The 24169-nt window shown below is 70.1% G+C and carries 23 protein-coding genes; 14 read left to right on the top strand and 9 right to left on the bottom strand.

Annotation, left to right across the window (positions count from 1 at the left end; translation table 11 throughout):
• Window positions 1-21: 21 nt before the first annotated feature.
• Window positions 22-1593: an O-antigen ligase gene (locus DEU34_RS02665; protein WP_121148619.1), complete on the bottom strand. Its 1572-nt coding sequence runs from the start codon at window positions 1591-1593 to the stop codon at window positions 22-24.
• Between the two features lie 230 nt (window positions 1594-1823).
• Here DEU34_RS02665 and DEU34_RS02660 point away from each other — a divergent pair, with 230 nt between their 5' ends.
• From DEU34_RS02660 to DEU34_RS02625, 8 genes are all read left to right on the top strand, one after another.
• Window positions 1824-3149: a UDP-glucose/GDP-mannose dehydrogenase family protein gene (locus DEU34_RS02660; RefSeq protein ID WP_121148617.1), complete on the top strand. Its 1326-nt coding sequence runs from the start codon at window positions 1824-1826 to the stop codon at window positions 3147-3149.
• Window positions 3150-3399: 250 nt separating this feature from the next.
• Window positions 3400-4596, top strand: coding sequence for an NAD(P)/FAD-dependent oxidoreductase (locus DEU34_RS02655; protein ID WP_121148616.1), 1197 nt, complete (start codon window positions 3400-3402; stop codon window positions 4594-4596).
• Between the two features lie 31 nt (window positions 4597-4627).
• Complete coding sequence (locus tag DEU34_RS02650) at window positions 4628-5020, top strand: DUF5684 domain-containing protein (protein WP_121149680.1); 393 nt, start codon at window positions 4628-4630, stop codon at window positions 5018-5020.
• On the top strand, window positions 5017-5481 hold the full coding sequence (locus tag DEU34_RS02645; RefSeq protein WP_183042321.1) for a VanZ family protein: 465 nt from the start codon (window positions 5017-5019) through the stop codon (window positions 5479-5481). The genes DEU34_RS02650 and DEU34_RS02645 overlap by 4 nt, the downstream gene beginning before the upstream one ends.
• On the top strand, window positions 5478-5657 hold the full coding sequence (locus DEU34_RS02640; protein WP_121148612.1) for a hypothetical protein: 180 nt from the start codon (window positions 5478-5480) through the stop codon (window positions 5655-5657). Before DEU34_RS02645 ends, DEU34_RS02640 begins: the two co-directional genes overlap by 4 nt.
• A gap of 218 nt (window positions 5658-5875) precedes the next feature.
• Window positions 5876-6811 carry a diacylglycerol kinase family protein gene (locus DEU34_RS02635; RefSeq protein ID WP_121148610.1) on the top strand — a complete coding sequence of 312 codons (936 nt, stop codon included), beginning with the start codon at window positions 5876-5878 and terminating at the stop codon, window positions 6809-6811.
• A gap of 296 nt (window positions 6812-7107) precedes the next feature.
• A complete protein-coding gene (locus DEU34_RS02630) occupies window positions 7108-8100 on the top strand; it encodes a hypothetical protein (protein WP_147423991.1) in 993 nt (330 codons plus the stop codon).
• A gap of 345 nt (window positions 8101-8445) precedes the next feature.
• Window positions 8446-8805: a hypothetical protein gene (locus tag DEU34_RS02625; RefSeq protein WP_121148606.1), complete on the top strand. Its 360-nt coding sequence runs from the start codon at window positions 8446-8448 to the stop codon at window positions 8803-8805.
• Between the two features lie 150 nt (window positions 8806-8955).
• Here DEU34_RS02625 and DEU34_RS02620 read toward each other — a convergent pair whose 3' ends face one another.
• From DEU34_RS02620 to DEU34_RS02605, 4 genes are all read right to left on the bottom strand, one after another.
• Window positions 8956-9522, bottom strand: coding sequence for an SIS domain-containing protein (locus tag DEU34_RS02620; protein WP_183042320.1), 567 nt, complete (start codon window positions 9520-9522; stop codon window positions 8956-8958).
• Window positions 9523-9584: 62 nt separating this feature from the next.
• Window positions 9585-10595: an ABC transporter permease gene (locus DEU34_RS02615; protein ID WP_205781275.1), complete on the bottom strand. Its 1011-nt coding sequence runs from the start codon at window positions 10593-10595 to the stop codon at window positions 9585-9587.
• A gap of 5 nt (window positions 10596-10600) precedes the next feature.
• Window positions 10601-12127, bottom strand: coding sequence for a sugar ABC transporter ATP-binding protein (locus DEU34_RS02610; RefSeq protein ID WP_121148602.1), 1527 nt, complete (start codon window positions 12125-12127; stop codon window positions 10601-10603).
• 41 nt (window positions 12128-12168) lie between these two features.
• Window positions 12169-13233, bottom strand: a complete 1065-nt coding sequence (locus DEU34_RS02605; RefSeq protein WP_183042319.1) for a sugar ABC transporter substrate-binding protein — start codon at window positions 13231-13233, stop codon at window positions 12169-12171.
• Between the two features lie 224 nt (window positions 13234-13457).
• Here DEU34_RS02605 and DEU34_RS02600 point away from each other — a divergent pair, with 224 nt between their 5' ends.
• The gene (locus DEU34_RS02600) at window positions 13458-14204 is read left to right on the top strand and encodes a GntR family transcriptional regulator (protein ID WP_147423990.1); all 747 of its coding nucleotides are present in this window, start codon (window positions 13458-13460) and stop codon (window positions 14202-14204) included.
• Between the two features lie 3 nt (window positions 14205-14207).
• Here the strand turns inward: DEU34_RS02600 and DEU34_RS02595 are convergent, their stop codons facing one another.
• From DEU34_RS02595 to DEU34_RS02580, 4 genes are all read right to left on the bottom strand, one after another.
• Entirely contained in the window at window positions 14208-15551 is a 1344-nt protein-coding gene (locus tag DEU34_RS02595) for an L-fuculokinase (RefSeq protein ID WP_121148596.1), read from the bottom strand.
• 117 nt (window positions 15552-15668) lie between these two features.
• Window positions 15669-17111: an FGGY family carbohydrate kinase gene (locus DEU34_RS02590; protein ID WP_121148594.1), complete on the bottom strand. Its 1443-nt coding sequence runs from the start codon at window positions 17109-17111 to the stop codon at window positions 15669-15671.
• A 52-nt stretch (window positions 17112-17163) separates the two neighbouring features.
• Window positions 17164-18609, bottom strand: coding sequence for an L-fuculokinase (locus DEU34_RS02585; protein ID WP_121148592.1), 1446 nt, complete (start codon window positions 18607-18609; stop codon window positions 17164-17166).
• A gap of 12 nt (window positions 18610-18621) precedes the next feature.
• Window positions 18622-19461 carry a class II fructose-bisphosphate aldolase gene (locus tag DEU34_RS02580; protein ID WP_121148590.1) on the bottom strand — a complete coding sequence of 280 codons (840 nt, stop codon included), beginning with the start codon at window positions 19459-19461 and terminating at the stop codon, window positions 18622-18624.
• Between the two features lie 174 nt (window positions 19462-19635).
• On the opposite strand from DEU34_RS02580, the gene DEU34_RS02575 reads away from it, so the two are divergent.
• The 5 genes from DEU34_RS02575 (at window position 19636) to DEU34_RS02560 (ending at window position 23823) form a co-directional block, all read left to right on the top strand.
• Complete coding sequence (locus tag DEU34_RS02575; RefSeq protein WP_121148588.1) at window positions 19636-19842, top strand: hypothetical protein; 207 nt, start codon at window positions 19636-19638, stop codon at window positions 19840-19842.
• A 108-nt stretch (window positions 19843-19950) separates the two neighbouring features.
• On the top strand, window positions 19951-21777 hold the full coding sequence (locus DEU34_RS02570; protein WP_183042318.1) for a DUF2207 family protein: 1827 nt from the start codon (window positions 19951-19953) through the stop codon (window positions 21775-21777).
• A gap of 45 nt (window positions 21778-21822) precedes the next feature.
• Window positions 21823-21963: a hypothetical protein gene (locus tag DEU34_RS16150; protein ID WP_183042317.1), complete on the top strand. Its 141-nt coding sequence runs from the start codon at window positions 21823-21825 to the stop codon at window positions 21961-21963.
• Between the two features lie 70 nt (window positions 21964-22033).
• The gene (locus DEU34_RS02565) at window positions 22034-22972 is read left to right on the top strand and encodes an ABC transporter ATP-binding protein (RefSeq protein ID WP_121148585.1); all 939 of its coding nucleotides are present in this window, start codon (window positions 22034-22036) and stop codon (window positions 22970-22972) included.
• Window positions 22969-23823 (top strand): ABC transporter permease subunit, encoded by an 855-nt coding sequence (locus DEU34_RS02560; protein ID WP_121148583.1) that lies wholly within the window; start codon window positions 22969-22971, stop codon window positions 23821-23823. Before DEU34_RS02565 ends, DEU34_RS02560 begins: the two co-directional genes overlap by 4 nt.
• Window positions 23824-24169 lie beyond the last annotated feature (346 nt).

Below are 24169 nucleotides of genomic sequence, written 5' to 3'. Positions count from 1 at the left end.
CTCGCCCCCCCGAGCCCACCGTCACCCCCTCCGCAGAACAGGTTCAGGTGCGAGGCGTTCGGGGGGTGCCGTGCTCCGAAGATCTGTCGGTTCGAAAGCCGCCCGGGGAGCATCCGGCCCGCGCCCCCACCGAGCCGCATCGTCGCCCCGACCGTGGACGGCCAGGATCACGAGGAACCCGAGAAGGATGTGCATCGTGCGTACCGCATCGATCGAGTTGAACCCGGCGAGCGCGACGACGTAGGCCACCATCGCGAGGATGACGCTCAGATTGCCCCGCGTGCACGCCTGCCAGATGAGGGCCGTCATGAACAGCGCGAACAGGATCAGCCCGGGGATGCCGATGCTGATCAGCAGCTGGAGGATGGAGTTCTCGATGATGATCGTGTCGAACAGCCGCGACGTGATTCCGGAGGTACCCGGTCCGGTGCCGATCCATCCGGAGAGGTCGGCCGCCCGGAAGGCCACGTCCACGGCGCGGTCACGGACGTCGGCCGAGATCTGCGACTCGATCGAGTCGGATCTCTCCACCAGGGGCCCGGCGTTCAGCACGACGACCGCGCCGATGACGGAGACGACCAGCAGCTGCGCCCACCGCGAGATGTTCTTCCACCCCAGGAACAACGGCGCGAGCAGAAGGGCGAACGCCACCGCGACACCGACCCCCGCAACGGAGCCGCGGGACACGGTCGCCACGATGCCGCCGACCGAGATCGCGCCGGCGAAGAGCGGCCAGAGCTTTCCGGACTGCAGCCACGCGCCGATGCCGATCGACGCCGGAATCGTCATGAACGCCGCCGCGAACAGGGGGTGGGAGAACGCGGCCCGTGCCCGATAGACCGAGAACTCGAACTCCTCGGTGGGCGGGCCGTACACCGGCGAGAACTTGAGCACCATCTCGACGAGCAGGTAGAGGCCCACCAGCACACCGACGACCAGGACGACCTGTGCCAGCAGACGTGCTTCGGCGCGGGCGTTCGGCACCAGGAGCGGCATCAGCACGCTCACGGCGAAGGCGAGGGTCCAGCCCACGGTGGTGTCGGATCCGCCCTCCAACGCCGTGCTCGCGATGAGCCAGAACAGCAGCAGCACGGCGATCGCACCGATGGCGAACCGCGGACCCATGGGGCGGCGCTCGCCGACGACCGGGAGGTTCTCGGCGGGGGTCTGGTTCAGCACGATGCGCCTGAACACCCAGATCCCCATGAGGATCGCCAGCGGCGGCAACGCGTTGAACGGGCCGTCGCTCGGGATGAACCGCGTCGGTGCGAGGGTGAGGATCACCAGCGCGATCGTCGGGATGACGTGCACCGGGATCACGAAGAGCGCGATCATCACCAGCGCCGCGACCGGCAGCGCGACAGCGATCACGAGCCCGACGAGCTCGGGCGGGATGCCAGCGACGCGCACGATGATGTTCAGGAACCTGAGGATGCCGAGGGTCATCGCACCGGCGAAGAGACCGCCGAGCACGATCAGCAGTGCGATGCGCGCGCCGCGTCGCCACCCGCCGCCGACGACGAGATGGCCACGACGACGCGTCGGGCGATCGCCCTCGCGACGCGGCGTGAGCCGATCCATCATCGAGGTCATCGACGCCCCCACCCCGGACGAGATGCCTGTTCCATAGTCATGAACCTAGCCGCCCGGAATGAAATCCCTGTTTCGGAGCGATTAATCCTCCTCACGCCGGTCGGGCGCGCGACATCCGCCGGTGATGTGCGTCTGCTAGAAAGAGGCATCGCCTTTCGGTGCGCTTCTTCGTCCGCCGCCAACGATCGCCGGCTTCCAGGCAGTCCCTTTCGTCCCTCTTGAGGAGTCTCATGCGTCTGTCCGTGATCGGTTGCGGGTACTTGGGTGCGGTGCACGCCGCCGCGATGGCATCCATCGGCCACGAGGTGGTCGGCATCGACGTCGACGAGCGCAAGATCGCGCAGCTGTCGAGGGGTGAGGCGCCGTTCTTCGAGCCCGACCTGCAGGAGCTGCTGACCGCCGGCATCGCGTCGGGCAACCTCACCTTCACCACCGACATGTCGGCGGCGAAGGGCGCGAAGGTGCACTTCGTCGGCGTCGGAACACCGCAGCAGAAGGACGGCTACGCCGCCGACCTCACCTACGTCAACGCCGCCGTCGAGGGGCTCCTCCCCTACCTGAGCGAGGGAGACCTGGTCGCCGGCAAGTCGACCGTGCCGGTGGGCACCGCCGCGCGCCTGGCCGAGAGCGTCACCCCCACGGGGGCGACCCTGGTGTGGAACCCCGAGTTCCTCCGCGAAGGGTGGGCGGTGCAGGACACCATCGACCCCGACCGCCTCGTCGCCGGCGTCCCCTCCGACGCCAACGGCGCCACCGAGGAGGGCGAACGCGCCGCATCCGTGCTCCGCGAGGTCTACCACCCGTCGATCGCGAAGAACACGCCGTTCATCATCACCGACTACGCCACCGCCGAACTCGTGAAGGTCTCCGCGAACGCGTTCCTCGCGACGAAGATCTCGTTCATCAACGCCATGGCCGAGATCGCCGAAGTCACCGGCGCCGACGTCACCACCCTCGCCGACGCCATCGGCCACGACGCCCGCATCGGCCGCCGGTTCCTCGGCGCCGGCATCGGCTTCGGCGGCGGGTGCCTGCCGAAGGACATCCGCGCCTTCGCCGCCCGCGCCGAGGAGCTCGGCCGCGGCGAATCGGTCGCGTTCCTCCGCGAGATCGACGCGATCAACCTCCGCCGCCGCGACCGCGCCGTCGACCTCGTCGTGCAGGCTTTCGACGGGCAGGTCTTCAAGAAGAACATCACCGTGCTCGGCGCCGCCTTCAAGCCCCACAGCGACGACATCCGCGACTCCCCCGCCCTCGACGTCGCCGTGCGCCTGCACGGCCTCGGCGCCTGGGTCACCATCACCGACCCCGCCGCGATCGACAACGCCCGCCGCATCCACCCGCAGCTGAACTACGTCGAAGACCGCGACGAGGCCCTCCGCGGCGCCGACGCCGTCATCGTCGTCACCGAGTGGGACGAGTACCGCCGCGAGCTCTCCGCCGAGCACGCCGCCTCGCTGACCAACGGCCACATCGTCATCGACGGACGCAACTGCCTCGACGCGGGCGCCTGGCGCGCCGCGGGATGGACGTACTACGGGATGGGACGCCCCTGACGAGGCCCACCGATGGCAAGAGTGAGCCCCCGGTTCGTTCTGGGGGGATGAACGTCGCCGGGGGCCGGCGCTCAGATCGGAACAAGTACGTGGGGGGATGACTTGCCCGATGCGCGAGTGAGCGCCCCTTCAGGTTACGTGCGGCCTCACGACACCGATGTAGGCATTTTGGGGGACACGGCACGCTCGCCGCAGCGCTCGCACTGTCAAGCGGTAGCCGCGGGGCCGTTCATCGCGTTGAGTTGATGGAATGCAGCCACCCGCGAACCTCCCGCTCCACCCCGTCGTCATCATCGGCGGTGGGAACGCCGGACTGTCGGTCGCGGGCAGGTTGCGCCGTCAAGGCATCGGCGACGTCGTCGTCATCGAGCCGCGGGAGCAGCACGTGTACGCGCCGATGCAGTCGCACATCGCGGGCGGGCTCGCCCGCGCGTCCGATGTGGTGCGCCCCCAGGCCGACGTCACACCGTCCGGGGTCGAATGGATCCGCGACCGCGTGACGAGCGTCTCCCCGCACGACGACAGCGTCACCCTCTCATCGGGCGCCGTGGTGCGGTACTCGCACCTCATCGTCGCCGCGGGAATCGAGCTGCGGTGGGATGCGGTGGCGGGCCTGGCCGAGGCGATGCGCACCCCGCTCGGCATCTCGAGCTACACGCACGACCTCGCGGCGAAGGCCTCTCTCGCCCTGCGCGACATCCGTGAGGGCACCGTGGTCTTCGTCCAGCCACCCGAGCCCGCCACCTGTGCCGGCGTCGCCCAGAAGCCGATGTATCTGGCGAACGACTGGTGGCGGCGCGATCCGCGACGCCGCGTCCGATCCGTCTTCGTCTCTCCGCAGTCGCAGGCGTTCCGCATCGACGAGATCTCCGACGAGCTGCAACGGAAGATCGACGAGTACGGCATCGAGACGCGATATGCGCACGACCTCATCGAGGTGCACCCCGAGAGCCAGGAGGCCGTGATCGGGCGCGGTGGCGTGAGCGAGACCGTGCGCTACGACCTGCTGCACGCGGTCCCGCCGCAGGCCCCCGCCGCCTGGATCGCCGAGAGCGGTCTCGGTGACGCGGACGGTTTCGTCGATGTCGACGAGCGGATGCTGCACCATCGCCGCTTCGACAACGTCTGGGCATTGGGCGACGCCACCGCGATCACCCCGACGCGATCGGGCGGCGGCATCCGCCCGCAGGCGAAGGTGCTCGTGAAGAACCTCGTGGCGGTCGTGGCGGGCAGGAAGCCCCACGCCGTCTACGACGGCTACACGGTGACCCCGATCACGGTGAGTCGACACACCCTCGTGTTCGCCGAGTTCGATCGAGAAGACCGCCTGGCCCCGACCGTACCGATGTGGCGGACGCTCTTCCGCGAGCGCCGACTGACGTACCTGCTCGACCGGTGGGTGCTGCCGTGGGTGTACTGGAATCTGATCCTGCGCGGGCGCGCATGAGGCGACTCCGGATACCCCTATGCTGGGCGCCATGATCACTCTCAGCAGAATCACAGACCAGGCCGAATTCACCGCCCTGAACGGCGTCACGGGCTTCTTCGGGTTCCTCATCTACGTCGTCGTGGTCATCGCGCTGTGGCGTGTGTTCACCAAGGCGGGCTACGCGGGATGGCTCGCCATCATCCCGATCGTCAACGTCTTCGTGCTGGTGAAGGTCGCCGGATTCTCCGCGTGGTTCGGCCTGCTGTACCTCATCCCGATCGTCAACATCGTCTTCCACATCATCGTGTCGTTGCGCATCGGTAAGGCGTTCGGTCAGGGCGCGGTGTTCTCGATCTTCCTGCTGTGGCTCTTCTCGTTCATCGGGTACCTCATCCTCGGCTTCGGCTCCGCCACCTACGACAAGCGCCGCATCGACGCTTGAGTCCCGCCTCGCGAATCGACGAGCACCGCTCGCGCACCGAGCGCCGGCAGCGCACCGCGCTGCTGGCGCTCGTCGTCTACGGCGTCGCCGTGCTGCTCATCGCGTTCTGGCCGGTGCCCGTCGACAGCGGCGCCGTGGGGCTGCTCGACCGCATCGAGCGGCTGCTGCCGTGGGCGACGTACGGGCGCATCGAGGTCGCCGCGAACGTCGTGTTCTTCGTGCCCCTGGGGTTTCTGCTGAGTCTCGTGCTCGAGCGCTCCCGCTACCTCGTGCTGCCCATCGGCCTGCTCACGACGATCGCCATCGAGGGGCTGCAGGCCGAGCTGCTCGACGAACGCACGGCGAGCATCTCCGATGTGCTCGCGAACACCGCGGGCGCCTGCATCGGCATCCTTCTCGCCGCCGCGATCACCCACCGGCGCGACGCCGATCCTTCGGGGCGGCGTAAGGTCGCGGGATGAGCAGCAACGAGAACGACACCGCCCCGTCCGGCTCCGACACCGACCTCGGCAAGCTGATCGCGAAGGTCGACGACGAGCACGGCGAGGACGGCGCCGCCGCGATGGCCGACCAGCTGCGCGGCAAGGTCGAGGAGACCGAGGCCGAACCCGAGGCGCCCGGCGACCTCGAAGACTGACGGTATTGCACTGAAAGCCCAAGACACCCGGGCGCGCTTCGCGCAGCATCCGGGTGTCTTGGGCTTTCAGTGCGAGCGACACCCTTAGCGGGCACACGACCCGGAAGTCGAGCTCGCGCAAGGAGTTGGCGCTCCCGCGCGGCGGGGGTCAGACTGTGGCGACATCATGACGACACCTGTCGTCGCGAGGATGTCCTTGATGAGGGGGAAACACGAGAATGAGCACCCGTGTGGCGGTCGTCTGGAACCCGTCGAAGACCGAGCGGGAGGCGCTCGAGACGCCCGTGACCGCGACGCTCGGCGCTGACGCCGATGTCCAGTGGTTCGAGACCAGCGTCGACGACCCCGGCCAGGGGGCCGCGCGCCGCGCCCTCGAGGCGTCACCCGACGTGATCATCGTTGCGGGCGGCGACGGCACCGTGCGTGCGGTCGCCGAGCACCTCGCCGACGAGAAGGCCGACGTCGACCTCGGCATCGTGCCGCTCGGCACGGGCAATCTGCTCGCGCGCAACCTCGGCGTGCCGATCAACGACATCGACAAGGCTGTCGACCGCGCGCTCACCGGCACGGCCACGGCCATCGACGTCGGCTGGGTCGATGTCGACCTCGACACCGGAACCGAGCGGCACGGCTTCGTCGTCATGATCGGTTTCGGCATCGATGCGCAGATGATCGCCGAGACCGACGACGAGCTCAAGAGCAAGGCCGGCTGGCTGGCCTACGTCGAGTCGCTCGGGCGGGCCCTCGCCGCCAGCGACATCGTGCCCTTCCACCTCACCGTCGACGAGCAACCCGGTCGCGACGAAGAGGGGCACACGCTGCTGATCGCGAACTGCGGCACGCTGCAGGGCGGCTTCACGCTCCTACCCGACGCCGACCCGGCCGACGGCGAGCTCGACTTCCTGCTGCTGAGCGCCGAAGGACTCGGCCAATGGATGGGAACCCTCAAGACGATGATGTGGGACAACGGGCTCATGCGCCTCATCACCAAGAAAGACGACACGACCAGCTCCGAGTCGGTCACTCACGGGCGGGCGAAGAAGATCCGCGTGACCCTTCCCGATCCTCGCGCGTTCGAGATCGACGGCGAGGAGATCGGCGAGACGCGGGAGTTCACCGTCTCGCTGCAGCCGTCCGCGGTGAAGGTGCGCTGACCCGGGAGAGAAGAGGGACCCCCGCCCTGTCGAGACAAGACGGGCGGGGGTCCGATACCTACGTGCGACGATTCGCGGTGCCGTGCGTCTCGTCGCTGAACACAGACACTAGCCGATCCTGTCCCCTGAATGGGGGACAAAAACCCCTCCTTTTCCCCCTTCCCCCGATCCAGGGGGGCATCCTGCCGCACGGCGCGCGCTCACCATCGCCGCGGCACGTCCAGGCGATCCTCGCCGCGTCGCATAGGATCTTCGAGCCGGGCGGGGGGCCTCCCGGCAAAGGGGGAATGACGCCGGTGCCGACGGACGACAGTACGAACGACGATTTCGACGACATCGCGAGCAGCCTGCGGGAGCTCCGCGCTCGCGCCGGCGGACCCTCGTACGCAGAGATCGGCAGCCGGATCGCGCAGGCCCGGATCGAGCGCGGGGTGCCCCTCTCGGCGTCGGCACCCGCCAGGACGACGGTCTACGACGCCTTCCGTCTCGGTCGCTCCCGGATCAACGCCGCGCTCGTGGGTGAGATCGTGCGCGCGCTCGGAGCCGACGACGCCGAGGCCGAGAAGTGGGAGGCCCGCTGCGGTCTCGCCCAGAAGGCCCGGCACGCGGCACCCGTCCCGGCGCCATCCGTTCCGGCGAAGGCATCCGCGGTGCCGCGCTCCGCGATGTGGACCGCGGTGCTGATCGTCGGCTGCGTGCTCCTGAACTTCTCGGGGAGCGCCGCGGTAGCCGCGCTCGGCCTCCCCCTCTTCCTCGACATGATCGGCACGGCCGTTGCCGCGATGGCGTTCGGCCCCTGGTGGGGGGTGCTCGTCGCGTGCGGCTCCACCGCCATCGAGACGGTCACCGGCACCACCGACTCCCTGCCGTTCGTGCTCGTGAACATCGCCGGGGCCCTGGCGTGGGGGTACGGCGCTCGGGCCCTCGGAGGGGCGCGGTCGCTGCCGCGGTTCCTCGCGCTGAACCTCATCGTGGGCGTCGTCTGCACGATCGTCTCCGTGCCGGTGCTCATGATGATCTTCGGCGGTGAGACGGGTCACGCCAGTGACCAGATCGCCGAGGGGCTCATGGCCTCGGGCGAGCAGCTCGCCCCGTCCGTCTTCACGGCTAACCTGCTGACCTCGCTCGCCGACAAGCTCATCTCGGGCTTCATCGCCCTCGCTGTCATCGGCCTGCTCCCGGCCCGCATGCTGACGCACGACCTGGTCGGGTCGATGGTCGGCCGTATGGCGACGGGCGAGTCCCGGCGCGACGGCGAGACGCGGACGGATGCTGCGCTGCCCGCCTGAGGCACCGCGGGGCGCAGCATCCGTCGCGCACGGATCCACCGACATCGTCGGCGGTGAATCACTCCGCCCGCGGGCGGAGGAGGAAAGACCGGGATCCCCCACGGCTCGGTCTCTCCACGAAAGCGAGGCCTGTGAGCGGGCCGGGGGACAAAGGGGCTGCCGTCCCGACCCGCTCGTCTTCGACGCTAGGCCGGTGCCGCCGCTCTCGCAGCCCGATGGGCCTACTCCGAACAACCCCGAACACCCCCGAACACGTCCCGATGCGACGCACGGCGGCCGTATCCCACCGCCTCCCCGATGGCAATGGGTCGGCCCCGAGAGGGGGGCGAACAACAGAGTGGAACGATGAGAAGCATCACGTACGCGGGCGAGACGATCATCACGACCGACGAGGTCGCCGAGGCACTGGTGAAGCTCACAGCCGCCATCGCGAACGACGGCCGGGCGGAGGCGGTGACGATTCCGATCGTCTCGCGCACGACCGACGACGGGGGCACGGCGGAGCTCGTCATCGGGGTCGGGAACGACGTGCTGTCGGCCCCGACCGAGTGGCAGGGCGACGAGCTCGACTTCTCCGAGGCGGCCGAGACGCTCCGCTCGCACCCCAGTTACCCGCGCCGAGCGGCGACGGCCCCCGATCTGTATGCCGTGAACGATCCCGACGCGAGCTGGGACCCCGACCTCGACGGCTTCACCCGCGCCTAGCGGCCGCGCCGTTCGCGCTCGAGCAGGAGATCGGCGGCCGCACCGCGCCGGCCCTGTACGGCCCCCTGGGGTGACCCGCGCATGAAGGAAGGGCCTCCCGGTACCGACCGGGAGGCCCTTCTCTCTGTGCGCGGCGACGACCGCGTCAGATCATTCGAAGTTGCGGTGGCGGGCGACGAGGTCGTCGAACTTCGCCCCGGTGCGGCGAACGAGCATGAGGTACAGCACGTCCCAGAAGATCCAGAGCGACTGCTCGAACAGGCTCCCCATCGCCTGGATGGTCGGCACGAGACCGCTGGGGTCGTCGGCACCGTAGGTGTGGGCCGGAACGGTCAGCACGATGTCGGCGAGCTGCGCGGTCGGCCCGTCGGGCACGGCGGTGGCCACGAGCAGCGTCGCACCGGTCTTCTTCACCTGCTCCGCGATGTAGTGGAGGTGAGGGATGTTCGCCGGACCCGACGGCATGATGAACAGGTCATCGGCGGTCACCGCCGGCGTCGTGTCGTCCCACCCCCAGTGCACGGTCTTGCCGAAGTGCGTCAGGCGCATCGCGAACGCCTTCGACCCCAGGCCCTCGCGCCCGATGCCGAGCACGAAGATGCGCTGGTGGCTCTCGAGCGCGTCGAGGGCGGCGTCGATGTTGTCCAGCGGCACCCGGCGGAAGACCTCGCCGAGCTCCTGGACGACAGTGGCGCTGATCTCGCGGAATTCCGACATGTCCACTTCCTTCTCTTCTGGTTCTTCCCGGTGCGGTGTACCGAGGTCGTGCTGATCGCGGATCATCTCACGCCCGGCTTGGCGCCCAGCCGCCCGACGAGCAGGGCGAGCAGGATGACGGCGCCGTAGACGGCGTTGATCCAGAAGGTCGGGACGCCCGCGAGGGTGAGGACGTTGGTCAGCGTACCGAGGAGCAGCACGCCCATCAGCGCGCCGACGATGCGCCCCTGGCCGCCCGTGAGCTGCACGCCGCCGATGACGGCAGCGGCGAGGGCGCTGAAGATGAGGTTCTCTCCCATGCCGCTCGTGACCGAGGCGAGGCGCCCGGCGAGCATCAGACCGGCGAACGCGGCGAGCGCGCTGGCCGCGACGAAAGCCGTGATGAGCACGAAGTCGACCCGGATGCCGGCGGCGCGCGCGGCCTCGGCGTTGCCGCCGATCGCGTAGAGGGCGCGTCCCCACGAGGTGTAGCGCAGAAGGAGTCCGGCGATGAGGAAGAGGATGCCGGTGATCCAGATAGCCGCGGGGATCCCCGCCCACCGGGCCGATCCGACGTAGCGGAAGGCCTCGGGGAGGCCGGCGAGGGTCTTGCCCTCGCTGATGCCGAGGGTGATGCCGCGGAGGAGGATCAGCATCGCCAGAGTGACGATGAAGGGGTCGAGTTTCACCTTCACGACGAGGAACCCGTTGAACAGTCCGACCAGCATCCCGATCCCGATCGTGATGCCGATCGCGCCGAACTCGTTGATCTCGGTGCCGAGACCGCCGACGGCGGCGGGGATGAGCAGCCACGCGGCGACCATCGGCGCCAGCCCCACGGTCGATTCGAGCGAGATGTCGAGCTTGCCGGTGAGCAGGATGAAGGTCAGGCCGATCACGACGATGCCGAGCTCGGCCGACTGGCGGAGGATCAGCGTGAGGTTCGCCGCCGAGAGGAACGCGGGGCTCACGACCGCGCCGATGATCGCCACGATGACGAGGCCGGGCAGCACGCTCAGCTCGCGGACGTTCTTCACGACGGTGCGCGCGAAGGGGTTCTTCGCGGCGGGGGTACGGATGACGGTGGTTCGCACGATGTTCACTCCAGGCCTTCGATGGCTCGAACGATGTCTTCTTCGGTCGGTTCGCGGAGCTCGGCGCCGATGCGCCCCTCCCGCATGATGAGGACGCGGGGGCTGACGAGCAGCTCCTCGACGTCGTCGGAGATCAGCACCACGGCGACGCCGTCGCCGAGAGCGCGGAGCATGAGCGCGTAGATCGCGTCCTTCGCGGCGATGTCGACGCCCGCCGTGGGCGAGATGAGCACGAGCACACGCGGATTGCGGGCCAGGGCGCGCGCGAGCACCACCTTCTGCTGGTTGCCGCCGCTGAGGCCCGACACCGCCAGCGACGGGTCCGGTGGCACCAGGGCGACGTCGGAGATGAGGTCGCGGGAGATCTCGGTGCGCTTCTTCGGAGAGAAGAACCCCCGCGGGGCGATCTGGTCCATCACCCCCATGGTCATGTTCTCGGCCACGCTCAGCTGCGGCACGTACCCGTCGCGGTGCCGATCGGCGGGCACGAATCCGATGCCGGCGCGCTGACTGGCCTTGACGTTTCCTGCGGCGACGGACTCGCCGTTGACGACGATGCCCCCGGCAGCGGTCTTACGCAGGCCCGCGATGGCCTCCCCGACGGAGTACTTGCCCGATCCGCCCACTCCGCCGATGGCCACGATCTCGCCGGGCGCGACCGTGAACGAGACGTCGGTGAACGCGCCCTCCCGGTCGGTCGCGTTCTCGACGGCGAGGGCGACGGCGGGCGATGCCTGCGCGTCCGAGGCGGTCGTCGACTCCGCCCGGTGCCGCCGCTGCTCCTGGCCGGCGAGCAGCGCGTCGACGAGGTCGTCGGATCGGATGTCGTCGCCCAGCCGCGACCAGAGCAGTCTGCCGTCGCGGAGCACCGTCGCGGAGTCGCAGATCGCCGTGACTTCGCGGAGGAAATGGGAGACGAAGACGAACGTCACGCCCGCCGCCTGGAGCTCCTGAACCTTGTCGAAGAGCCTGCGGATCGCCGCGCCCTCGAGCTGGACGGTCGGCTCATCGAGAAGCACGATGCGGGTGCCCGCCTCCAGCGCCTTGGCGATGGTCAGCATCTGCCGCTCCTCCAGTGGAGCGTCGGAGAGCAGCATCTTCGGATCGAGCTGGATGTTCCACTCCGTGAGGATGCGCTCGGACTCCTCCTGCATGCGCCGCCACGACACCCCGGCGCCGCGCTGCGGAAGCCGGCCCGTGAAGAGGTTCTCGGCGATCGTGAGGTTCGAGAAGACGGAGGGACGCTGGTAGACGCAGGCGACACGCTGCTGCCAGGCCTTCGGATCGGACGCGGGCGGCGCTTCGGATCCGAAGAACTTCACGCTCCCGGTGTCGGGGGTCTCGAGGCCGGTGATCATGCGCAGGAGCGTGGACTTGCCGGCGCCGTTGCGGCCGATGAGGCCGTGCACCTGCCCGGGCAGGATCGAGACGGAGACGTCTTGGAGGGCTCTCGTCGCACCGTACGTCTTGCTGACGCCATCGATCTCGATGGCGGGCACGGTGACGGGCACGGTGGTCGGTGAAGCGGTCATGACGTCTCCGTCTCGGATGCTGCGCGGTCGGGCGGTGGGTGTTACGCGACGCCGAAGGCGTCCAGGGCGAACTGCTTGTTGCCCCAGAGCTCAGGGTCGTCGACGTTCTCCTTGGTGACGACCGGGGTCGGCAGCAGGTCGACGAGGTTGCCGTTGCGCTCCTCGATGACGCTGCCGTGGTCGGTCTCACCGGGTGCGAAGGTCTCGCCCTCGATGGCGCGCGTGAGGTAGTCCGCGCCGTAGTCGATGTAGTCGGTCATCGGCTGGGCGATGGCCGCGTCGAGCCATCCGTCGCGGATCGCGGTCATGGCCATGGGGCTCGCGTCGACCGAGACCTGCACGATGTGACCGGCCTCGCCGACGGGGATGAGCTTGCCGATCGACTGCAGGGTGTCGAGGATCGTCGGGAAGAAGGTCGCGTCGCTCTGGTTGTAGATGCCGGCGACGTTCGAGTACTGGTTCAGCGCGGTCTCGATGCCGGTGGCGGCCTTGGCCGGGTCCCACTCGGTGGCGACGTTCACGAGCTGCACGTCGGGGTAGTTCTCCTTCATGCAGTCGTTGAAGCCGTTGGTGCGGTCGCGACCGTTGGAGGTGACCGGGTCGCCGTCGAGGGTGATGACTGCCGAGCCGGCGGCGACGCGCGAGCCCATCTCCTCGCAGGCCAGAGCGCCCATGTTGACGTTGTCGGCGCGCACGATCATCGCGATGTTGCCCGAGGCGGGCGCCTCGTCGATCGCGACGATCGGAACACCGGCGTCGTTCGCGTACTCGATCGCGGGCACGATCGCGTCGGCGTCGCCCACCGAGATGACGAGGCCCTTCGCGCCCTTGTTGATGAGCGTCTGGATGTCGGTGATCTGCTGCGCGGCATCGCGGTCGGCGTTGGTCGCGGGGATGGTGGCGTAGCCCAGCTCGGCGAAACGCTCCATCGAGCCGACGTTCTCGGCGTTCTGGAACGGGTCGGTGTGCGGCTGCGAGTAGCTCAGCGGCGTGGATGCCGGGTCGCCGCCGTCGGTGCCGGCGCCGGCGGTGTCGCCGGAGCACCCGGCGAGCAGGAGGGCGCCGGCTCCGAGGAGTGCGACACCGGTGATCATTGAAGTTCGCATGCGACTTCCTCTCTGAAGTGCGGGACAGGTGACGGCTGCTGCCGACGTCATTCTGAACGTATCGTACGCCTTGTACGTACAGAATGTACAGCTAACCCCGCTGAAAGCAAACCGGGAGCTCCCCGACCGCTCGGGTGCGGCCGGATCGTGCTTGTCTGTACAGTCGGACGACAACGTACCGATAGATCATTCTCGGCCGTTCATCGACGCAAAGGAGTGTGGCCGTGTCCCAGATCATCGAACGCACCTCTCCGGTGCCGTACTACGAGCAGCTGTTCGAGATCCTGCGTGCCCGCATCGTGGCGGGAGAGGTGCCCGCCGACGAGCGGCTCCCCAGCGAGCTCGAGCTCTGCCGCGAATTCGGTCTGTCGCGCGCGACCGTGCGACAGACGCTGTCCAAGCTCGAGTCCGACGGGTTCGCCCGTCGGGTGCCCCGACGCGGCGTGTTCGCGACGTCGCCGGAAGCCCCCTCCGGGTGGACGGTGCAGGAGGGTTTCCTCGAGTCCCAGATCCGGCACGGTCGCACCGGCATCGAGACCGAGGTCACCGACGCCGGCTTCGTCACCCCGCCCGATCACGTGGCCGAGGCGCTCCGTGTCGCCTCCGACGACCGTGTGTTCGCGATCGAACGCGTGCGGTCGCTCAACGGGCGCGTGGCCATGTTCAGCACGAACTGGTTCCCCGATGCGGTCGGTCGCACCATGTCGACCGCCGACGCCGTGCTCGACGGCACCGGGTCGGTCAACGAGAGGCTCCGCGAGGCCGGATTCGTCACGAGCGGGGCACGACGGCTCATCCACGCCACCCTGCCTCCCGCGGTCGTGGCGCAGCACCTGCGCATCCACACCGATCAGCCCGTCCTGCGCGTGCGGTCGCTCTCGTGGGACCACAGCGACACGCGTTTCGACTACTACGAGACCTGGGTGCTCACCGACGTCATCCCGCTCGAGGTCAGCGTCGCGGCGAGCTGACACTCACCCGAGCATCGACGCGGTGAACCCGCCGAGGGAGACGACCGCGTCGGGCCGCCACCCGCGGGCCGTCGCCGCCAGCAGGGCCGCACCCACCGCCGTCACCTCCGGCTCCAGGATGGGCGCCGCCCGCAGGCGGTGCACGGCCGACTTGATCTCGATCCACCCCGGCGAGCGCACCCACCCGCCCGCCAGGCGCACCTCGGCGCGACCGGGCATCCCCGCCGACACGGCGTCGACGGCGTCGCGTCCGGCCACGGCGAGCGCGCCGAGCACGGCCGAGGCGCGGGCGCGTGGATCACGGGGAGCGTCGGACGAGTACGAGGGCGCTCCCCCGCCCCTCTCCCCCGGCACGAAGTAGCCCGAGTCCCACAGCGGCAGCGGTTCGGCCGCACCCTCGAGCAGGGCCCGCACGTGCGCTGCGACGTCCGCATCCTGCGACGCCCACTGCACGTTGCGGGCGAGTTCCTCCACGCGCAGGAGCGTGCGCCCGTCGGAGCGTATGCCGGGGGCGACGTCGACGTGCTCGCCGCGCGCGACCGGCAGGCCGGGAACCTGCGCGACGACGACCTCGGCGGTTCCCATCGAGTCGAGGATCGCGCCGGGCACGATCTGCTGCACGCCCCATCCCGCGATCGGATGATCGTGACCGCCCGCGACCGTGATCGCGTCGGCGGCGATGACGCCCGCGGCGCGCAGGGTCGTGGACTCCAGGGCGCCCACGATCTCACCGGTCGCGACGACCGGGGGGAGCAGCTCGGGCGAGCCGAGGGTGGCGGTGACGCGGTCGAACGCCCAGACCCGGTCGCTCGATCGCCACGCCGCGGTGCGGGAGGCGAGGGTGTCGCTGAAGAACGGACGTGCGGCCCACCGGCACGCGGCGAGGTCGGTCAGCGCGAGCCACGACCGCGCGCGACCCGCGGTCTCGTGCGCGCGCGCCCACGCCCACCCGACCACCGTGCGTACGGGGTCGGTCTCCGAGTCGAACGTCTCGTCATCGACCAGCTGCGGCCGGAGCGCCCGGAAGAGGTCTTGGCGGCGCGGGTCGAACCACGTCAGCGCGGGCGTGAGCACGCGGAGTCTCTCGTCGACGAGAACGCCGTCCTCCCCGACACCCGCGACGCAGATCGCGTGCACCTCGAAGATCTCCCCGCAGACCTCCACCACCATCTCCTCGACGGCGTCGAAGAGACGGTCGACCTTCACCGACAGATCGACGGCGTCACGCGGTGTCGGGCGGCTGGCACGAGCGACGACCGCGCCCGACGGGTCGATGGCGACGACTTTGGAATTGGTGCTCCCGACATCGACACCGCAGGCGACGGGCACGCGCGAACTGGCGGACACGTGACCACTCCTCCCCGGGGCGCCTCGCGGGCCGCCTGCCGAAGACGCCGACCGGGCTGTGGCCGCGCCTCGTCCACGACCATAACCGCCCCCGCGACCCGGGGCCGCCCGCGACGGTCAGGAGGGCACGGCGAGCACGGGGTCGAGGTAGCCGAGGGCGCGCTGCGCCTCGACGTGCTGCCGGGCAATCTGCGGCTCGAGCGGCACGCGGGGCAGCTCCGTCGCGGCCAGCTCCCACGACGGGAACGCTCCGTCGAGAGCCGCCGCGGCCTGCATGGCGGCGCCCTTCGTGACGTACTCGTCGAACTCCGGCACGACGATCGGCAGGTCGACCATCTGACCGAGTACGCGTTGCACGGCGTGGTTCTTCGCCGCCCCGCCGATCAGCAGCATCCGCGTCGTCGATACTCCGCACACGTGCAGCGCGTCGAGCATGGCGACCTGGCTCGCGAGGGTCCCCTCCACGACGGCGCGGGCGAAGTTCGCGCGGGTGAGGTTCGTGAGCGTCGCCCCCTGGAGCGACCCGCGGGCGTGCGGCAGGTCGGGGGTGCGTTCGCCCTCGAAGTAGGGCAGCAGCGCGAGCCCTCCCGCGCCGGCCGGCGCCTCCAGCGCGAGGTCGGACAGCTCGGCGTACGTGCATCCGAGCAGGCCCGCCCCCAGGTGCAGATTGCGTGCGGCGTTCAGCGTGGCGACCAGCGGCAGGTGCGCGCCCGTCGCGTCGGCGTAGCTGCACACGTACCCGGAGTAGTCGTGCACGGGCGCGGGCGTGCGGGCGTAGACGACGCCCGACGTGCCGAGGCTGAGCACGGCGTCGCCGTCGTCCAGTCCGAGCGCCAGCGCCGCGGCCGCGTTGTCACCGCTGCCCACACCGATCGGTATGCCGGCCGGCACACCGGGGATCCCCGCCCCGGTCACCCCCGCTCGAGCGAGGGGCCCGAGCACCTCCGGCAGGATGGCCGACGCCCCGAAGGCGTGTGCGAACAGGTCGGGGGTGTAGGCCTCATCCTGGCCCGACCAGTAGCCGGTGCCGGATGCTTCGGATCGATCCGTCGTCACGCGGTCGACGCCGCCCGTGCCCGGCCCGTAACCCCGGAGGCGCCAGGTGAGCCAGTCGTGCACGACCGCGACGGCGGCGGTGCGTCGAGCGGCGTCCGGATCGGTGTCGCGCAGCCACCGCGCTTTGACCACCGTGTCGGAGAGCGTGAGCGGCAGCCCCGTGCGACGGATCCACTCCTCCCGCCCGAGCTCGGCGTTCAGCGCCACCATCTGAGGGTGCGACCCGGTGTCGTTCCACAGGGGCGATCTCGCAACGGCCGCCCCCGAGGCGTCGAGGAAGATCGGCGTGTGCTGCTGACCGCTCACCGAGACGGCGGCGACGTCGTCGAGTCCGCCCGCCGCGCGCACGGCCTCCAGCAGCGCCGCCCACCACACCTCCGGGTCGACGACGGTCGCGTCGGGATGGGCGGCCTTGCCCTCGCGCACCCGGACGCCGGTCGCGAGATCGCGCACCGTGACCTTGCACGCCTGCGTGGACGAATCGATTCCGGCGACGAGCGTCATCGCTTCTCCCCCTGGTCTTCGTGGACGGTGTCGCCGTACGTCAGCCGACGGCTCACCACGGCATGGCCTTCATGTGCTCCCAGCGCGGGGCGACCGACGCCGCCCAGGCGGCGACACGCTCGGCGTTCGCCGGATCGACCTCGACCTCGCGCGGCTCGCTGCGCGCCCAGGGCACGACCTCGCCCGACGCGAGGGCCTGCGCCCCGCGCGAGACCACCTCGGGAAAGCGGGACACGCTCAGAGGCACACCCAGCAGATCGGCCTTCAGCTGGAGCCAGAGCGGATTCACGGCGGCCGGTCCGATGACCTTGACCCGATCCACGGGGTGGTGGTCGAACAGGCCGAGCACGTCGCGGAACTGCAGCGCCATGCCCAGGAAGCAGCCGAGCACGATGTCGGCGGCGGTCGTGTCGCTGCGGACCCCGGCGATGACGCCCCGCGCGGCGGCGTTCTTGTCCGGTGGCGGGCTCCCGCGGAACTGCGGCAGCACGACGGGCACGGCGTCGAAGTCGATCGCGCCGCGGGCGTACCGCCGGGCGAGGTCGTCGACGCAGGCGGTGAGCTCGTCGGCGGTGAGCGAGAGCATGCCCTGCAGCGTCGCGAACGCCGACCCGCCCGTGGGGATCGAGGCGAACAGGGTGAACCCCTCCCCGTCGCAGTCGATGCCGTTCGCCAGCTTCGCCGCGGCGGCGGTCTCGTCGAGCCTCGGGCGCTGACCGACGAAGAGCAGACCCTCGGTGGTTCCGGTGGAGTTGAGCAGCTCGCCCGGCTGCAGGTCGGCGCCCGCACCGCCGACCATGTGATCGTGACCGGCGACGTGCACCGTCACCTCGTCGCCGAGACCCAGCCGTCGGGCGGCGTCGGCGGTGATCGCAGACCCGTCGACGGCGGCCCGCAGCGACGGGAACAGCGACGTGTCGAGCCCCATGAGCCCCACGATCTCGGCCGACCACCGGCGTTCGACGAGGTCGAGTGCCATGGTGCGGCTCGCCAGCGAGTACTCCGACCACCGATCCCCGGTCAGCGTGCCGGCGAGGTACTCCGCCACGTTCAGCCACTGCGCATCGCCCGCGTCATCGGCGTGGGCGACGGCCCACGCGACCTTCGACAGCCCGTAGTTGGCGTTGATCGGAAGCCCGGTCACCTCGTAGACGCGACGACGCTCGCGCGCGCCGAGGCGGTCGAGGTGACCCGAGCCCCGATGGTCGTGCCAGAGGATCATCGGCGACGCCAGGGACATGTCGCCGCGCACGAGACCCCCCGATTCCCCGACGCCCGTGAAGGCGATGCGGCGGACCGTCGCCCGTTCGGCCGCGTCAAGGGAGAGGACGAACCGTTCGATGCCCGCCGTGAGCTCGGCGAGATCGTAGACCTCACCGAAGCCGTCGCCCGTCGTCGGCGTCGCCAGACGGGAGGTCGCGCGCGGGTCGCCGGATGCGTCGAACAGGCAGAGCTTGACGCTGGTCGTTCCGACGTCGACGGTGATCGTGGGAAGCATGGGGCCGACCGCTCAGGCCGCGGAGGGATTCAGCATCCGGATGCGTCGCTCCACCACATCCGAGATCGCCGCGACCGCCTGCGTGGAGACGCGGATCAACGACACCTCCTGCGGATTGGCGGCGTAGGCCTCGCCGAAGGTGCGGATCATGGCGTTGCGCAGGTCGCTGGCGACGTTCACCTTCACCACGCCGAACTCGTGCAGCCGCGCGAGCTGCTCGGGCGGCAGGCCCGAACCGCCGTGCACGACGAGCGGCACGGAGCTTGCCGCGCGCACCCGCCCGAGCAGGTCGAAGTCGATCGCGGCATTCGGGGAGTACCCGTGCACGTTGCCCACGGAGACGGCGAGCATGTCGGGGCGCACGGACGCGACGAACCCCTCGACCTGGGACGGGTCGGTGCTCAACTCCACCTCCGGGCCGTGGTCGTCCTCCTTGCCGCCGATGCTGCCGAGCTCCGCTTCGAGGGCGAGGTCGTTCGGGGTCATCTCTCTCGCGATCGTCGAGATCCGCACGTTCTCGTCGTAGGGCTCCTCGGAGGCGTCGATCATGATCGACGTGAACTCGGCGGCGAGGGCGTCCTCGACGGCGCCGAGCGACTTGCCGTGGTCAAGATGCAGCGCGACGGGCACGCGGGTGCCGGCGAGCCGTCGGCTGACCATGTCGTAGATGTACTCGAAGCCCGAGAGCGCCGCGTTGGTCGGAGCGACCTGGATGAACGTCGGCACCCCGACCTTCTCGATGGCATCGACGATCCCCATCGTGGTCTCGATGTTCGTGGTGTTGAACGCGCCCGCGACGAGCCCGCGCGCGGTGCATTCCTGGATGACGTCGAGGCCGCTGACCAGTGGCATAGGGGGTCCTTTCGAAGAGACAGCGTCACTCTAACCCGAACAGTACAGATCGTCCAGTCTGTACGTACAAAGCCGTCCCCGACGCCCCCATACCCCGTGCGCGGCTGCGCGTCCAGGCTCCGGGCCCGCCGCGCGCATCCGCATAACCTGGCCCGACCGTCGGAAAGGACGCCCGTGCTCACCGGACTCGTCACCTCGCTCACCCTCTTCACCGCTGTGCTGTCGGGGGCGCTCGCCGACGGCACGCCCGAGACGCCCGCCGACGGTGCCGCCGGCGTCGTCTACGTCTTCGTCGCCATCGCGGGGCTCGTCGCCGTCGCCGCGGTCGGCGGGATCGCCTTCGTCCTCCTCCGCGGGCGACGCGGCCGCAAGCGCCGCTGAGTCCACACCATCGCGCTCCGATCACCACCGAACGGCAGCATCCGGGCGTGGACTCGCGCGGCGATGTGTGGATTCGGTTCCGCGTCAGCCTCGCCTAGGGTCGGAGGCATGACCTCGCTCCTGGGCCGGTTCGTGCTCGCGCTGCTGATCGCGGTCGCGGCGGTTCTCCTGCCGGTCTCGGCGGCGACCGCCGACGCCGACGACTTCGCGTTCGACTCGTTCCACGCCGACATGCTGCTCACGCGCGCCGCCGACGGGCACGCCGAACTCTCGGTCACCGAGACGCTCGTGGCCCGCTTCCCCGACAGCGATCAGAACCGCGGCATCGTGCGCGCGATCCCCGACGACGACGGCGGTGTGCCGCTGCACACCACCGTCACATCGGTGACGTCGGGCGGCGGCGAGCCCATCCCCTACGAGGTGAGCGAGCGCGGCGGTTTCGTCGAGGTCGCGACCGGCGACGACTCCTACGTGCGCGGGGTGCAGACCTACGTGATCTCGTACACGCAGCGCGACACCATCCGTGCGTTCGCCGACACCGACGCCGACGAGTTCTACCGAGACCTGAACGGCACCGGATGGGAGCAGCCCTTCGGTGAAGTCAGCGCCTACATCGTCATCGACCCCTCCCTGTCCGACGCGCTCACGGGCAACGCCGCCTGCTACGTCGGGGTCGAGGGCTCGACCGACACCTGCGAGATCGTCGAGCGCGAGACCGCCGAGGGCGAGCCTAAGGAGTTCTTCCCCCAGGCGTTCGACCTCGAGCCCCGCGAGAACGTGACGATCGCCATCGGTTTCGCGCCGGGCACGTTCGTCCCCGGCGAGGTCGAGCGCAGCGCGGTGCAGGACTTCGCCGCCGGTGCTGCCCCCGCGTTCCAGGCCGGGGCCGTCGCCGCGATCATCGCGAGCATCGCGGCGGCGGCCGCGGCGCTCCTCGCCCGACGCCGCAGCCGCGACGCGGAGGGCCGCGGCATCATCGTGGCCGAGTACGATCCGCCGCGCGAGGTCTCGGTCGTGCAGGCCGCGCACCTCGTCGGACGCCCCGCCGCAGCGGTGCCCGCCGCGATCGTCGATCTCGCCGTCACGGGTCACGCCCGCGTCATCGCGCACGACGATGCGGCTTCCGACGTATCGCTCGAATACCTCGCCCCGAGCCCCGACGATCCGGCCCGGCAGCGCACGCTCGACGCGGTGTTCGGACTCGCCCCCGCGCCCGGCCGCCGGCTGCGGCTGAAGGGCGCCGACACCGAGATCGCGTCGCGTTTCACGAGCCTCTCGGCCTCGGCCGTCGGCGAGCTCCACGCGGCCGGCTTCACGCGGAAGCGGTCGCATCGACTGCCCGGTGCGGCCTTCACCGTCGCTCTCGTGGCGTTCGCCGCGGCCATCGTCTGCGCCGTGTTCGCCGCGATGGGCGACGCCTCACGGTGGGTGCCGGGGGCCGCCGTCGTCGTGGCAATCCTCGCCGGGATCGTCACGGTCACCACGTGGCGCACCCGCGACCGCATCACCGAGCTCGGCGCGCCCGTGCGCGACCATCTCCTCGGCCTGCGCGACTACCTGCAGCTGGCCGAGGCCGACCGCATCCGCATGCTGCAGAGCCCGGAAGGGGCCGAGCGCACCGGACCCGAGGAGGCCGAGGTGCTGCACCTCTACGAGCGCCTCCTCCCCTACGCCGTCATCTGGGGCATCGAGAAGGAGTGGGCGGGTGTGCTCGCGATGCAGGCCGAGAGAACGGATGCGCCGCTGGACTGGTACCGCGGAACCCAGCCGTTCTCCTCCGCCCAGCTGGTGGCCGTCATGGCCGCGTCGCGGACGGCCGCGAGCCCGCCCGCGTCGACCTGGAGCTCCAGCGGCGGGAGCAGTTTCTCGGGGGGCTCCATGGGGGGCGGGTTCTCGGGCGGTGGCGCCGGAGGCGGCGGAGGAGGCGGCCGGTAGCGTCGACGTCACGCGAGCGTCACGTGCGGCCCCTACACTTCGACCATGTCTGCCCGAAGACGTACTCGCCGCCGCTCCTCGTCCACCCGCCCGCCGCACCGCCAGCCGGTGTGGCTCATCGTCGGGGCGGTGATCATCGCGCTCGGAACCGTCCTGCTGGTCACCGCCGCCCTGCTCATCCGATAACGGTTTAGGGATACCCCGGTATCGACCCGGCGAACCCCCTCGCTACGGTGGGTGGCATGGAGTTCCTGTCGTGATCGAAGCCCATTCCCTGACCAAGCGCTACGGCGCCAAGACCGCCGTCGACACCATCGACTTCACCGTCCGCCCGGGACACGTGACCGGATTCCTCGGACCGAACGGTGCGGGAAAGTCCACCACGATGCGCATGATCGTGGGCCTGGACCGCCCCACGAACGGATCGGTCACGGTGAACGGCAAGCCGTACGCCGAGCACCGAGCACCGCTTCACCAGGTCGGCGCGCTGCTCGACGCCAAGGCCGTGCACACCGGCCGCAGCGCGCGCAACCACCTGCTGGCCATCGCCGCCACCCACCGGATCGGCGCGAAGCGCGTCGACGAGGTCATCGGCCTCACCGGACTCGAGTCCGTCGCACGCAAGCGGGTCGGCGGGTTCTCGCTCGGCATGGGCCAGCGCCTCGGTCTCGCCGTGGCGCTGCTCGGTGACCCGGCCACCCTGATCCTCGACGAACCGGTCAACGGTCTCGACCCCGAGGGCGTGGCGTGGGTGCGTCAGTTCGTCCGTCACCTGGCCAGCGAGGGCCGCACCGTGTTCCTGTCGTCGCACCTCATGAGCGAGATGGCCCAGACAGCCGACCACATCATCGTGCTCGGGCGCGGACGGATCGTGGCCGACGCCCCCGTCAACGAGATCCTCGCCAACGCCTCGGGCGGTTCGGTCAAGGTGCGCACCCCGCAGATCGCGCAGCTCGGCCCGCTCCTCGAGAGCGAGGGCGCCACCGCCACGGCGACCGCACCCGACCTGCTGTCCGTCACGGGCATCGCCGCGCAGCGCGTCGGCGAGGTCGCCGCGAGCGCGGGCGTGGTGCTGTACGAGCTCACCCCTCTCACCGGCTCGCTCGAGGACGCCTACATGGAGCTCACTCGCGACAGCGTCGAGTACGCCACCGCCGACTACGACACCCCCACGACCGCGGAGGCGAACCGATGAGCACCTCGACCCCCACCCCCGTGTTCACCCCCACCGGGCGCGACCTCAGCTTCGGCGGAGCCGTGGCGTCGGAGTGGATCAAGTTCCGCAGCATCCGCTCGACCTGGTGGTGCTACGCGATCCTGCTCGTCCTGACGGTCGGCTTCACCCTGCTGCTGGCCTCATCGCTCAGCGTCGATCCCGCGCCCACCGGCGATTCGGCGCAGGCGCTGTCGGTGCAGGCGGTGACCATCAGCACCACCTTCGGTGCGCTCGTCGTCAGCGTGCTCGGCGTGCTCATCATCTCGGGCGAGTACGGCACCGGCATGATCCGTTCCACGCTCACGGCCGTGCCGAAGCGCACGCCCGCGCTCCTGGCGAAGGCCCTCGTGTTCGCCGTCGCGACGTTCGTCGTGGCCGTGATCTCGTTCGGCATCTCGATCGTCGTCGCCGTGGCACTGCTGTCGGGCAAGGGACTCGAGACCGACCTCGCAGACCCGCAGTACTGGCTCTCCATCCTCGGCGGCGTCGGCTACCTCGTGCTCGTGGGGCTGATCGCGTTCTCGCTCGGCGCGATCATCCGCAACACGGCGGGCAGCGTCGCCGTGGCGCTCGGCCTCGTGCTCGCGGCCCCGATCGTGCTGAACATCGTGGGAGTACTGACCCAGCTGGTGTGGATGCAGAACCTCGAGAAGATCCTGCCGTCGTCGGCGGGGAGCGCCCTCGCGGCCTACCCCGTCGACTCGCCGGGCGCCCCCACCACGGAGGGGCTCTGGACCATCGAGCCCTGGGCGGGCGGGCTGATCCTCGTCGTCTGGGTCGTCGTTCTGTTTTCGACGGCGATCGTGCTGCTCAAGCGCCGGGACGCGTGAGGCTCGCGCTCGGGCCCCTCCCGTCTCGGGGCCCGAGCGCGAACCTGTGAGCACGTACATGTGAAACGCATAGCGTTCGGTGATGGACAATCCCTCAGAACGTTCAGCTTCCCGCCCCACCCCTCCCGCCAGTGCGGAGCGGTTCGACCCCGCCGTCGGCTCGACCCGCAGAGCCGCGGCCCCCACCCCCGCCCGCTCGAAGAAGCCGCGGACCATCGTCGGTCGCCAACCCTTCTGAGCCCGGCAGGATGCCCTAACGCATCCGCTTCGGCAACCCCGGCATGAGGTCGCGCCGCCCCGCTTATCGTCGGGAGTGCCGCGCGGGATAACTCCGCGACGCACGACG

Origin of the sequence: Microbacterium sp. AG1240, from assembly GCF_003635115.1 — a bacterium.
GTDB lineage: Bacteria > Actinomycetota > Actinomycetes > Actinomycetales > Microbacteriaceae > Microbacterium.
This window is presented reverse-complemented; position numbering and strand designations above follow the sequence as displayed.

Excerpts from the sequence above, each read along its gene's own strand:
- DEU34_RS02665 (WP_121148619.1), bottom strand. The coding sequence starts at position 1,593 with ATGACCTCGATGATGGATCGGCTCACGCCGCGTCGCGAGGGCGATCGC.
- DEU34_RS02660 (WP_121148617.1), top strand. The coding sequence starts at position 1,824 with ATGCGTCTGTCCGTGATCGGTTGCGGGTACTTGGGTGCGGTGCACGCC.
- DEU34_RS02655 (WP_121148616.1), top strand. The coding sequence starts at position 3,400 with ATGCAGCCACCCGCGAACCTCCCGCTCCACCCCGTCGTCATCATCGGC.
- DEU34_RS02650 (WP_121149680.1), top strand. The coding sequence starts at position 4,628 with ATGATCACTCTCAGCAGAATCACAGACCAGGCCGAATTCACCGCCCTG.
- DEU34_RS02640 (WP_121148612.1), top strand. The coding sequence starts at position 5,478 with ATGAGCAGCAACGAGAACGACACCGCCCCGTCCGGCTCCGACACCGAC.
- DEU34_RS02635 (WP_121148610.1), top strand. The coding sequence starts at position 5,876 with ATGAGCACCCGTGTGGCGGTCGTCTGGAACCCGTCGAAGACCGAGCGG.
- DEU34_RS02625 (WP_121148606.1), top strand. The coding sequence starts at position 8,446 with ATGAGAAGCATCACGTACGCGGGCGAGACGATCATCACGACCGACGAG.
- DEU34_RS02620 (WP_183042320.1), bottom strand. The coding sequence starts at position 9,522 with ATGTCGGAATTCCGCGAGATCAGCGCCACTGTCGTCCAGGAGCTCGGC.
- DEU34_RS02610 (WP_121148602.1), bottom strand. The coding sequence starts at position 12,127 with ATGACCGCTTCACCGACCACCGTGCCCGTCACCGTGCCCGCCATCGAG.
- DEU34_RS02605 (WP_183042319.1), bottom strand. The coding sequence starts at position 13,233 with ATGCGAACTTCAATGATCACCGGTGTCGCACTCCTCGGAGCCGGCGCC.
- DEU34_RS02590 (WP_121148594.1), bottom strand. The coding sequence starts at position 17,111 with ATGACGCTCGTCGCCGGAATCGATTCGTCCACGCAGGCGTGCAAGGTC.
- DEU34_RS02585 (WP_121148592.1), bottom strand. The coding sequence starts at position 18,609 with ATGCTTCCCACGATCACCGTCGACGTCGGAACGACCAGCGTCAAGCTC.
- DEU34_RS02580 (WP_121148590.1), bottom strand. The coding sequence starts at position 19,461 with ATGCCACTGGTCAGCGGCCTCGACGTCATCCAGGAATGCACCGCGCGC.
- DEU34_RS02570 (WP_183042318.1), top strand. The coding sequence starts at position 19,951 with ATGACCTCGCTCCTGGGCCGGTTCGTGCTCGCGCTGCTGATCGCGGTC.
- DEU34_RS16150 (WP_183042317.1), top strand. The coding sequence starts at position 21,823 with ATGTCTGCCCGAAGACGTACTCGCCGCCGCTCCTCGTCCACCCGCCCG.
- DEU34_RS02560 (WP_121148583.1), top strand. The coding sequence starts at position 22,969 with ATGAGCACCTCGACCCCCACCCCCGTGTTCACCCCCACCGGGCGCGAC.